The following is an 11,076-nucleotide window of genomic DNA, read 5'->3' as shown; positions in this document are numbered from 1 at the left end:
AACAAACGGCGGGTGAACGCGAGTAAACGGTGACCGAACTCCTGTCTTTGTTCGTGTGACTTGTCCCGGTTTGGCCGCACGCTGCTGGGATGACGTTCACCCGATGCGTACGCTTTTCGCGTGAGTGTCGGTTCCGCGTTGCTGTTGGCGGCAGCGTTGGCGTTGGTCGCGCTGGCGGGCGGCGTGGCTGCGGGGATGGTCGTGTCCTCGCGACTCGCCGAACGCCGGGCCCGCCAACTGGCCGAACAGGGCCGCGGTATCACCATCTCCCAGATGCTCAGCCACATCGCGGCGATGTCCCCGATGGGGATCGTGGTGGTCGACGCCTTCCGCGACGTCGTCTACATGAATGATCAGGCCGCCGAGCTGGGTCTGGTGCGTGACCGGCTGCTCGATGATCGCGCCTGGCAGGCGGTGCAGCGCTGCCTGTCCACCGGAGCCGACGTCGAGATCGACCTGTCGCCGCGCAAGAAGCAGAAGTCGGGCCGTTCGGGCCTGTCGGTGCGCGGCCACGTGCGGCTGCTGGTCGAGGAGGACCACCAGTTCGCGGTGGTGTTCGTCGGCGATCAGTCCGAGCAGGCGCGGATGGAGGCGACCCGGCGCGATTTCGTCGCCAATGTCAGCCACGAACTCAAGACACCGGTCGGTGCGATGGGCCTGCTGGCCGAGGCGTTGCTCGCCTCCACCGACGACCCCGACAACGTTCGCCGCTTCGGCGAGAAGATGGTCGTCGAATCGAACCGGCTGGCCAGCATGGTGGGCGAGCTGATCGAGCTGTCCCGGCTGCAGGGCGCCGAACCGCTGCCCAACCTGGACAGTGTGGACGTCGACACCTTGGTTGCCGAGGCCCTCTCGCGCTACAAGGTGGCCGCCGACAACGCCGATATCGCCATCACGACCGACGCCCCGACCGGCTACCGGGTGCTCGGCGATGAGCGGCTGCTCGCGACCGCCATTGCGAACCTGGTCTCCAATGCCATCGCCTACTCCCCGGACGGCTCCGCGGTGTCGATCAGCCGGCGTCGGCGCGGCAACGACATCGAGATCGCCGTGACCGACCGCGGTATCGGCATCGCGCGGGCCGATCAGGAGCGGGTGTTCGAGCGTTTCTTCCGGGTCGACAAGGCCCGCTCGCGGGCCACCGGCGGCACCGGGCTCGGCCTGGCCATCGTCAAACACGTTGCCGCCAACCACAACGGATCCATCCGGTTATGGAGTCAGCCGGGCACCGGCTCGACGTTCACCCTTGCCATACCGGCCATTCATGACGACCGATCGGTTGATGATGATTAAGAGAGGACCAACCCACCCATGACGAGTGTGCTGATCGTTGAGGACGAGGAATCTCTGGCCGACCCGCTGGCATTCCTGTTGCGCAAGGAGGGGTTCGAGGCCACCGTCGTCGGTGACGGCCCGTCCGCGCTCGCGGAGTTCGAGCGCGCAGGCGCCGACATCGTGCTGCTGGACCTGATGTTGCCCGGGATGAGCGGTACCGATGTGTGCAAGCAGTTGCGCTCGCGGTCCAGCGTGCCGGTCATCATGGTCACCGCCCGCGACAGTGAGATCGACAAGGTGGTCGGCCTGGAACTCGGCGCCGACGACTATGTCACCAAGCCGTATTCGGCGCGTGAGCTGATCGCCCGGATCCGGGCGGTGCTCCGGCGCGGCACCGACAGCGAGGATGTCGGCATCGGGGACGGTGTGCTGGAGGCCGGCCCGGTGCGGATGGACGTGGAGCGTCATGTGGTGAGCGTCAACGGTGAACCGATCACCCTGCCGCTCAAGGAGTTCGACCTGCTGGAGTACCTGATGCGCAACAGCGGCCGGGTGCTGACCCGCGGCCAGCTGATCGACCGGGTATGGGGCGCCGACTATGTCGGGGACACCAAGACCCTCGATGTGCACGTCAAGCGGCTGCGCTCGAAGATCGAGGCCGATCCGGCCAGCCCCGTGCACCTGGTGACGGTGCGCGGGCTGGGCTACAAGCTCGAGGGCTGAGGGTGGCCAGACGTTGAATTGGTCACAGTTTGACGCCGAGCATGGTCGCCTGGGTGTGTCGGAGCTATCTCTCCTCCTGCGGTTTTAGGCACTTTTAAGAGGAAATATGTCACCAGGGCACCTTTCCGGCAAACAAGTGTGAATTTGCTTCTCCGGGGTCCGTCCGTACTATGAAGGCGAACTGGACCCAGGGGAGTCGAAATGCAGAAGCGGTTGCGGGCCACTGTCTACGGATTGCTGACACCGATGTGGCCGGCCACCGTCGCAGGCATCGTCCTGGGGGCGATCGTGGGCACACTGATTGCGCTGTCGGTGAGCGCGAACGCCGCCACCGCCACCACCCAGGTGCGCATCGACCCGCCGATCGATCCCAACCAGATCATCACCAGCAGTCCGATGCCCGCGGACACCCTGCAGGGATATCTGTCCGGCGAGGTCGCCTATCTGAGTTCGACCGGTTTCCAGGATGCCGTCGCCGACGAGCTCGGCACCGACGAGTCGCCGACGCTGACAGCCACCCAGCAGGGGCAGGCCTCGATCATCGCCATCTCGGCCACCGAGCCCGACGCCGAATCCGCCCAGCGGGCGGTCGACGCCGCCCTGAAGGTGTACGGCGGGCATGTCTATGACCTCAACAAGGTGCGCGTGCAGTCCGCGCTCGATGCGGTCAACGGCGCCGTGGTGCGACTGCGTCAGCAGGCCCTCACCGACGCCGACCGGGACGGAGTTCCCTTTGACGAGGCCGTGTTCAACGACCGCACAAGGGATCTCGACGGTAAGCGGGTGTCGCTGGAATCTCAGATCGACCGCGCCCCGGCCATTCAGACCATCGAATCGACTGTCTCGGAATCCAGCACCGGCTCGAGCACCCAACTGCTCGGCGGCATCGGTGGCGGACTACTCGGCGGTCTGCTCGCGCTCGGTGCGGCGCTGGCCTGGCGGGCCCGCTCCGGGGTGGTGTCCTCGCCGGCGCAGCTGCAGCGCGAGGTCGACCCGCTGCCGGTCATCGCACCGGAGGTCGCGATCGGAAAGTCGCGGCGCTCACTGGAATTGGCGCGCGCGCTCTACAGCCAGCTTCCGCAACCGCGCACCGGTGTGATCCTGGTGGTCGGCGCGTCCGACGGTTCCGGCAGCACCGAGGTGGCCCGTCTGCTGCACGGCGCCGCCAGCGAGCACGGTGCCGCGAAATCGGTCGGTGTCGCCGAACTCGCCGGCAAGGACTCGGCCGCGGTGCGCACCGCGCTGAATGCGGCGATCTCCGTCGAGGGACAGGGCAGCGTCATCGTCGACGGCGGCTCGCTGACCGGTTCGTCGCAGGTCATCGACGTCGCCGAGCGGGCGGATCAGATCCTGGTGGTGGCCCGCATCGGGCATGACACCGTCCCCGAGGTTGCGCTCGCCACCAACCTGGGCGATGCCCCCGTCGCGGTGGCCTGCACCCGGGCCGGGATCTTCGGCTGAGGCCGACGCAATGTCACCCTGTCAGGGTGACATTGCCATCGCGACGGGTCAGGCCAGCTGCAGCGAGGCCAGTATGGTGCGCGCCGACTCATCCCAGGAGTAACGCTTCGCGTTCACCAGGCCGCGGTGCCGTAGGTCATCGGCGAGCCCGCCCTCGGAGTCCAACCGGTCCAGCTCGGCCAGCAGCGAACCGGTGTCATCGGGGTCGAAGAACAACGCTGCGTCCCCGGCGATCTCGGGTAGCGACGCCGCCCGGGAGGTCACCACCGGGCAACCCAGCGACTGCGCCTCCAGCGGCGGTAGTCCGAAACCCTCGTACTTGGACGGGAAGATGAGTGCGTCCGCGTTGCGGTACAGCCAGGCGAGTTCGGCGTCGGACAGATGACCGGCGATCTCCGCGTTCCCGGTGAGATCCGATGCGGCCGAGAACACTTGGCTGTTGCCCGACGCACCGACGACGATGACCTTGCGCCCGGACTCGACGACGGCCTGCACGGGAGCGACCAGATTCTTGTGCACCGCAAGCGTTCCGACCATCAGATAGAACGGGTCCTCGACACTGTCGAGCTCGGGGCGCACGGGTTTAAGCCCGGTCAGGGCGTCCGCCGCGCAACCGGCGACGAGGAAGCGGTCGACCGGGATGCCCAGGACGTCGTCGAGCTCGCGCGCGCTGAAGTGCGACACCGTCACCAGCTGCTCGGCGATCCGGCCCAGCAGGTAGTACACCACCAGGTAGGACCGCACGAAGGACTTGGTGAAGGTCTGCGGATAGCGGAACGGGGTGGCGTCGTGCATGGTGACCAGCTGGCGCCGCTTGAGTAGCGGTGCCGGGCCTGCGAAGTTGAGCAGAAGTTTCCCCGCGGTCACCGCCGGCAGGTAAACCTGTTCGAACAGTTGGCCTTTGACGCGTGCCTGCCGGATCTCCGCACGTGGGTGATGCAGATAGGCCGGGACGTCCACGCCGGCCGGGACGTGGATCACCAGATCGACGGTGTCGGTGGCCAGGATGGCGCGCACGATCTCGGTGGCGTAGCGCTGGGTGCCGGTGAGCCGCTGCGCCAGCCACTTGCCGTTCACGTGCACCTGCGACATCACCGTGCTCCGATCAGCGGGCCGTACAGTTCACGCAGCGCCACCTGCTGGTCGCGGTCGGTGTTCTCGGCCAGCGCCTCCTGCGTGCGCCGACGCAGTTTATCCAGGGCGTCGCCCTCGCGCAGCTGGGCCACCGCCGAGGCGAAATCGGCAGGCTCGTCGATGATCACGGGCAGATCGACGCCCAGCAGGTAGGGCCGGCGCCGGGAGACCACCGGCAGGCCCATCCCGGACGCCTCCATGATCGAGATCGGGAAGCCCTCCCAGCTCGCGGTGTGCAGGTAGAGATCGGCCGAGGCCATCGCGGCGAGCGCCTCGGTCCGGGGCAGCCACCCCGTCACCTCGACGCCACACGCGCGCAGCTTGTTCTCATACTCCTCGTCGCCGCCGCCCACCCACAGCGCCTCGATATCGGGATTCTCCGCCGCCGCGGCGGCGAACGCGTCGGCGAAGAACGCGGGGTCCTTTTGCGGCCCGAGCCTGCCGTTACCCACCACGCGTAGCGGACGGCCAGATTCCTCACGACCGTGCCCCGAGAGCCCGGGCGGGTTCACGTTGGGCACGCTCTGCACCCGGGTGGTCCGGCCCGGCCAGCGGGACAGCTGCGCCTCGCGCGGCGAGCAGGCTCCGTAGGCCGACGTGTTGAACGACAGGATCCATTCCAGGGCGCGGAAGACCTGCCGTGCCGGCCAGCTCAGATCGAGCCGTTCAAACGCGTAGCAGTGCGGGGTGTAGACCAGCGGCAGCCGCCGGGAGGTCCGTACCGCGGCGCGGACGTATGCGCCGGCCTTACTGGAATGCGCATGTGCGATGACGTTGCCGGCGAACCCGTTTCGGGCCTGCTGCAGGTAGCAGCGGGTGAAACGCACCCGGGCCAGGGTGCCGGCGGGCATTTCGGTGGCCGAGACGAATTGCTCCAGTTCGCGCGGGTCCACCGGGGCTTCCGGGCGTGGCGTGTACACCAAATGGTGTTCTGCCTCCGGATAGTTACGCACGAAATCGCCGATCGCCGAGGCTGTGCCGCTGGCGAAGGACTCCGTCACGTGGATGATCTTTGTGTTGGGCATGTCAACTCACCGCAATCGGGTTACCGCCGGCCGTCCAACCCGTCACGGCGAAGGATCCGGCATCGGCGTTGGTGAAAAATGCTGGGAGAGTGCTGTTGTCGAGCGAGATGCCGCTGATTTGGACGCCCTGCAGCGTTCCGGCCTTGGTGTAGATCGCGACATTGCGTTCGGCCGACGGTGGTGTCGAGGCGATACGGATGTCCGAGATCGACACGTTGCGCACCTCGGTGCCGGGATTCTCGACCGCGACCAGCACGGCGCCCTGCACGATGCCCGCGTTGCGGTTGGCGCCGGTGACGGTCCCGTCGGAGATGCTGACGTTCTCCACGGTCCGGGTGAAGTACGGATCGCCTTCGGTGGCGACGTACACACCGGCGGAATCGGTGTCGGCGACCGTGAAGCCGCGCATGGCGATGTTCGTGCCGCCGACGACGGTCATCCCGCGGCCCCAGCGGGTGCTGCCGACGTGCACATCGCTGACCGTGATGTCGTGGCAGCTGGCCGCGTCGGCGCCGTAGGACACCACGGCCACACCGTCATCGCCGGTCTGGTCGGTGCGCACACCCTCGACGACTCCGTTGCCGGCACCGTTGGTCATATGCAGCCCATCGGCCCGGGTGCCGTGGACGGTCAGATCGCGAATCGAAAAATTTTGTGCGCCATCGACGAAGACCCCCGCGCCCGCGGAGCCGTCGATGTTGACGTGTGACACCGCGACGTTGTCCGCGCCGATCACCAGCTTGTGCTCGTCCGGCGACATGTAGCGTGGCCCCTCCGGCGGTGCGGTCAGCCGGATATTGCTCAATTGCACTCCGTCGGACAGGATCTGGACGGCGGAGGTCTCGTCGTGGGTGGCCTGCAGGGTCGCGCCGTTGCCGTCGATGCGCACGTCGGGCACCAGCACCTTGAGCACCCCGCTGTGCTCGTAGACCCTGGGCTCCAGGGTCAGGGTGTCGCCCGGCGCGAGGGCGTTGAGCATGCCCTGCAGGCCGGCGGTGCTGTCGCCGGTGGTCTCGCTGCTCGACGGGGTGGTCTGGCAGGCGACCATGGTGGTGGCCAGCACCGAGACCACAAGTGCGCGCATCGCTTTACGCATCAGCGGCCGTCTTCCGGCGGACCAGGCTGACCCGGTTGCGACGGCGGTAGACCAGCACCAGCACCACTGCGATGGCCAGCCAGGCGTAGGTGGCCCGGCCCTGACCCCAGTAGACGTAGCGCGGCATCTCGACGAGGCCGACGAAGAACACCGGGTACACCAGCAGGCCCAGGGGCCGGCCGTGGCAGAACTGGCGGTAGAGCAGGCCGGCGATCAGGCCGATGGCGAACATGAAGATGAGCCCGCCGAACCAGCCGTAATCGATGAAGGGCCCGACATAGCCGCTCTGATTGTTGAATTCGGGATTGCCGAACTGGGCCAGGGTGTCGAAATACGGGGAGATGTTCCCGCGGGCGTACGGCGGGCTGTAGCCGCTGAGCCGTTCGTAGAGACCGAACTGTTCGATGCCGGGAGCACTCCAGAAGCCGTCCATGGTGTCGAACGGCCAACGCCCCGGCCAATTCAGATGCTCCAGGATCAGCTGCCCGTTGTTGAGCGCGGTCACGTAATACCCGGCCAGCCGGCTGAGTGCGAACTCGACGAATGAGCTCTGCCCATGGGCGCGGTAGTACGTCCAGGACCGGTTGTACTCGAAGACGCTGAACACCACGACCACCAGCGCCAGACCCGCCAGCGGGAGCAGGCGGGCGGCGGTGCGTTGCCGGCGGCGCCCGATCGACAGGTGGGCAGCGACGATGACGCTGACCGGGATGACGAGCTCGAGGATGGCCAGGCGCTCGGCGTAGATGTAGGCACGCGGAACGGCCAGCCCGATGACGATCGCGACCTTGGCCACTTCCGCCCAGGAGAACTGCTGCACCGCAACCGTTGTCGCGATCACCACGGCGGCGACGCCGAGCTGGGTCATCGTCGTCACGCCGGGGATGGTGCCGATCGCGTCCTTGGCCGGCAGGTAGCCGTCCTCCTGGGAGCCCGCGAACAACTGCCCGAAGGACAGTCCGGAGCGCAGGATCAGCAAGCAGAAGCCGAGGTATCCGGTGACGGTCAGCGCGGTCAGCACGGTGGAGGCCGTGCGCAGCAGTCCCAGGGTGCCCTCGTCCAGGCCGGGCCACCGCATCGCCTGCGGCCGTGGCGCGGCGTACACCGCAAATGCCACCAGCGCACCGAAGGCCAGAGCGACTGCACCGCAGCCGAACAACAGCAGGGTCTCGGTGGTGATCGACTTCGGGGTCCGCCACAGGGTGCGGAACTTCTCGTCGCTGACCATCGCGGTCGGGATGATCGAGGCGGCACCGATGATCAGCGCGATGGCGACCGGGGACAGCCACCACAGGGCTGGTCGCGGGGACAGCGACGCGCGCAGTGGCGCGAGCGTGCTCAACGTGGGCATCGGGTCACACCGCCGCGACCGCGGGTGCCTCGGCGACATCGCCGCGTTCGCTGACCAGCTCACGCCCGGCCCGGACCACATTCCAGTGCGGTCGCGGCGATTCGCCGAAGATGTGCCGGGCGGTGAGCCACAAACCGATGTAGAGCGAGGCCAGACCGCACGCCGCGACGATCGCCAGCGCCAGGGCACCACCGAACACGGCCGCCGCGATCGCGCCGGGAACGACGAGAACAAGCACGATCAGCGACACTCGGCAGACCGCGTCGAGGTGACCGGCGATGATCAGCAGCGAGGTGTTCACGCTCAGCGCGGCCTGCGGAATGCCGCCCACGGCAAGGATGACCAACAGGATGTTGGCTTCGCGCAGCGCCGGTCCGTAGGCCAGCTCGAGGAAGAATCCGCCGAAGAACGCCAGCACCAGCACGACCGACACGGTGATGAGGGTGTTGACGGTGGACAGGTTGGACAGCATCCGGATGACTTCCGGTTTCCGGCCGGCCACCCACATCCGGGCCGCCGGGGGCAGCACCGCGGTCGCGGCGAGGCTCTCCAGGATGGTGACCTGGATGGCGATGGTGGTGGCGACGGCGTAGAGCTTGGCGTCCTGCGGGATGAGCGTCGCGTTGGCCAGCCAGATGGTGCCGGACACGATGAGGAACGCGGTGAGTTCCAGGGTGAACAGCCGCGATCCGGAGGCGATGGCGGCCCGCAGCGCCGCAAGCCCGGGGGCGTGCCGTAGCGCGATATCGGAGCGCCCGGCGATCAGCGCGAACAGCACCTGGGTGCCCGAGACCGCCGAGTAGGCGATCAGCATCTCGACCAGCGTCGGTTGCGCGACCGTGAAGGCGACGATGGCGACGACCGGCAGCACGATGACGCTGCGCACGTAGTGTGTGGTGGCCACCGAGGCGCTCACCCGGCCGACCGCCGAGAAGATGTCGCTGAGCATCATCCGGATGGACTCGATGAGCACCATCAGGGTGGTGAGCAGCAGTGCGGGAACGAAGTTTTCCTGACCGATCAGCCCGACGGTCGCGCACAGCGCGATGATCGGCGCGGTGGGCAGGGTCATCATGAAGGTGGCCCGCAGGTGGGTTCCCGCGATGATCCGTTTGAGCTGTCGGTCCGGTTCGGATGGGATCAACCGGACGACGTTGTTGCCCAGCCCCATCCGGCCCACGATGGATCCGATGGGCAGGGCCGCGAGGACACCGAAGAAGGCGGCCGTGTCCCGGGTGTTCAGGAACCGGACCACGATGACGGTCAGCAGGAAGGTGGCGACCATGCCGACCGCGGCCGCCAGCACACGGGTGGAGAAGCTGCGGCGCAGTTCGGATTTCGCGCCGTTGTGATCCGCGGTCATGAGCCCAGCGCCAAACTCTGCTTGCAGGGCGGGCCGAGCAACTCGTCCCGGATACCGTCGAGGACGGCCTGGTGGTAGGCGGCATGGTCCCCGCCGTCCAGTTCGACGGTGCGCAGCGGCAAGCCGGCCCGCTGCAGGCGCGCCACCGTGGCGAATCCGTCGAACCCGGCGAAATGTTCGATATCGAACGGGCACAACATCAGCACCGTGCGGGTGTCGTTACGCAGCAGCGGCCCGAGCAGGACTTCGGGCACCTGGGCCAGCCCGGCACGGCCGAGCAGCTTGAGCAGGGGCCGGGGCAGCCGGGCGCGCAGCAGGGTCTTCAACTGGTCCCGCAACGGTTTGAGCGACTCGATGATTCGCTTGCGCAGTGGCCACGGCTGCGCCGGATCCGGCGCAGCGCCGAGTTGCGGGCCGTCATCGCCCGCGGTCGCGAGGATGTCGCGGCGCACGTTCCATTGCCAGGCCCACGCCCCGGACGGCCAGCTCCAGCTGCCGGCATTGACCAGCAGGGCGGCGCCCGCGGCCAACTCGCGCGCGGTGTGGGCGGCATACCAGGATCCCGAGCAGATCCCGACGACGCTGAGCTGGCGGGGATCCTGAGCGGCGTGACGGCCCGCTTCGTGCCCGTCGGCGATGCGCCGGGCGTCGTAGATGGGTTGCCACTGATCGCGCACGATCTCCGGTGAGTTGCCCAGACCGGTGCCGTCCCAACGGAAAGCCTGAGCGCCACCGACCGCGATCTGCCTGCCCAGTTCCACCCAGCCACGGGCGGGCCCGACATGCGGATCGTTGGAGGTGGCGAAGAACAGCACGACGCGGCCCTGGCCGGGGGTGCTGCCCACCGGGCGGGTCCGGATGCCGAACAGGCCCTTGGGGCCGAATGTTTCGATGGTCTCGAGCACCTTCACGGGTCCGCTGTCGGTGCTGACCGGCATCAGCGCGGAGGTGACCGGGCGGGGTTCGACCGCGACGGGTGCGGAGTCGACTGAGGTGCCGAACCAGGCCACGATGTCGCCGAGCGCCGTCATCGGCATGGGAACGACGACATCGGCAGTCTGTGCGAACTCCGCCAGCCCGGGTGCGGCGATGACACGGGTGCGGTCGGTCGCGGCGAATCGGTGGGTATCGCCCGGGCGCACGACGAAGAGTCGGTCGGCCCCGGTGGCCACCGGGCCGGTGAGTTTGAGCGCTGTGAAGGACTTGGCGGCGGACTCGCTGAGCCGCGCACCGATGATCGAGACGGTGTCGGTGTCGGTGGCGCTGTGCGCGAAAGCCTCCGGCCCGACGGTGAACCGGTACAACGCGGCCTGCTCACGCAGGTAGCGACGCCCGGTTGCGGGTGGGTCCAGATAACCGACGCGGCCGATGGGCGCCCCCGCGGCGATGGCGTGATCGACCAGCAGGCCGCCGGCGCGCAGGGCGATGGCCGACACCGAGGGCACGCCCATTCCGGAGAGATGGTCGGCGGCGTGCCGGATGCTGCGCGACCACAGCGCCACGGCGTCGTCACGGTGATGCCCGAACGCCGAGTCGCCGGTGCCGTAATAGTCGAAACGCAGTACCGCGTACCCGGTTTCGGCGAGGTCGGCGGCGAGGATCCGCTGGAACCGGATGCTGTCCATGCCTTCTTTGCCGAGTGACCCAC

At 67.9% G+C, this 11,076-nt stretch carries 9 protein-coding genes; 3 read left to right on the top strand and 6 right to left on the bottom strand.

Annotation, left to right across the window (positions count from 1 at the left end):
* Nucleotides 1–120: 120 nt before the first annotated feature.
* The 3 genes from AC1DTF_RS31005 to AC1DTF_RS30995 all read left to right on the top strand — a co-directional run bounded on the left by AC1DTF_RS31005 (nucleotide 121) and on the right by AC1DTF_RS30995 (nucleotide 3,459).
* Nucleotides 121–1,293, top strand: a complete 1,173-nt coding sequence (locus tag AC1DTF_RS31005) for a sensor histidine kinase (RefSeq protein ID WP_057170130.1) — start codon at nucleotides 121–123, stop codon at nucleotides 1,291–1,293.
* Nucleotides 1,294–1,311: 18 nt separating this feature from the next.
* Nucleotides 1,312–1,998, top strand: coding sequence for a two-component sensory transduction protein RegX (regX, locus tag AC1DTF_RS31000; protein ID WP_057170129.1), 687 nt, complete (start codon nucleotides 1,312–1,314; stop codon nucleotides 1,996–1,998).
* Nucleotides 1,999–2,199: 201 nt separating this feature from the next.
* Nucleotides 2,200–3,459 (top strand): hypothetical protein, encoded by a 1,260-nt coding sequence (locus tag AC1DTF_RS30995; RefSeq protein WP_477476840.1) that lies wholly within the window; start codon nucleotides 2,200–2,202, stop codon nucleotides 3,457–3,459.
* Between the two features lie 48 nt (nucleotides 3,460–3,507).
* Here AC1DTF_RS30995 and AC1DTF_RS30990 read toward each other — a convergent pair whose 3' ends face one another.
* The 6 genes from AC1DTF_RS30990 to AC1DTF_RS30965 form a co-directional block, all read right to left on the bottom strand.
* A complete protein-coding gene (locus tag AC1DTF_RS30990) occupies nucleotides 3,508–4,551 on the bottom strand; it encodes a glycosyltransferase family 4 protein (RefSeq protein ID WP_477476839.1) in 1,044 nt (347 codons plus the stop codon).
* Nucleotides 4,551–5,618: a glycosyltransferase family 4 protein gene (locus AC1DTF_RS30985; protein WP_477476838.1), complete on the bottom strand. Its 1,068-nt coding sequence runs from the start codon at nucleotides 5,616–5,618 to the stop codon at nucleotides 4,551–4,553. The genes AC1DTF_RS30990 and AC1DTF_RS30985 overlap by 1 nt, the downstream gene beginning before the upstream one ends.
* Nucleotide 5,619: 1 nt before the next feature.
* Nucleotides 5,620–6,702 (bottom strand): right-handed parallel beta-helix repeat-containing protein, encoded by a 1,083-nt coding sequence (locus AC1DTF_RS30980; protein WP_477476837.1) that lies wholly within the window; start codon nucleotides 6,700–6,702, stop codon nucleotides 5,620–5,622.
* Nucleotides 6,703–6,706: 4 nt separating this feature from the next.
* Nucleotides 6,707–8,065, bottom strand: a complete 1,359-nt coding sequence (locus AC1DTF_RS30975) for an O-antigen polymerase (protein WP_477476836.1) — start codon at nucleotides 8,063–8,065, stop codon at nucleotides 6,707–6,709.
* A 4-nt stretch (nucleotides 8,066–8,069) separates the two neighbouring features.
* Nucleotides 8,070–9,428, bottom strand: a complete 1,359-nt coding sequence (locus AC1DTF_RS30970; protein WP_477476835.1) for an MATE family efflux transporter — start codon at nucleotides 9,426–9,428, stop codon at nucleotides 8,070–8,072.
* On the bottom strand, nucleotides 9,425–11,076 hold a 1,652-nt coding region (locus tag AC1DTF_RS30965; RefSeq protein WP_477476834.1), incomplete at its 5' end, for an alpha/beta hydrolase family protein. The genes AC1DTF_RS30965 and AC1DTF_RS30970, both read right to left, overlap by 4 nt.

The sequence above is a fragment of the Mycobacterium sp. P4_H6 genome (assembly GCF_056400845.1).
This window is presented reverse-complemented; position numbering and strand designations above follow the sequence as displayed.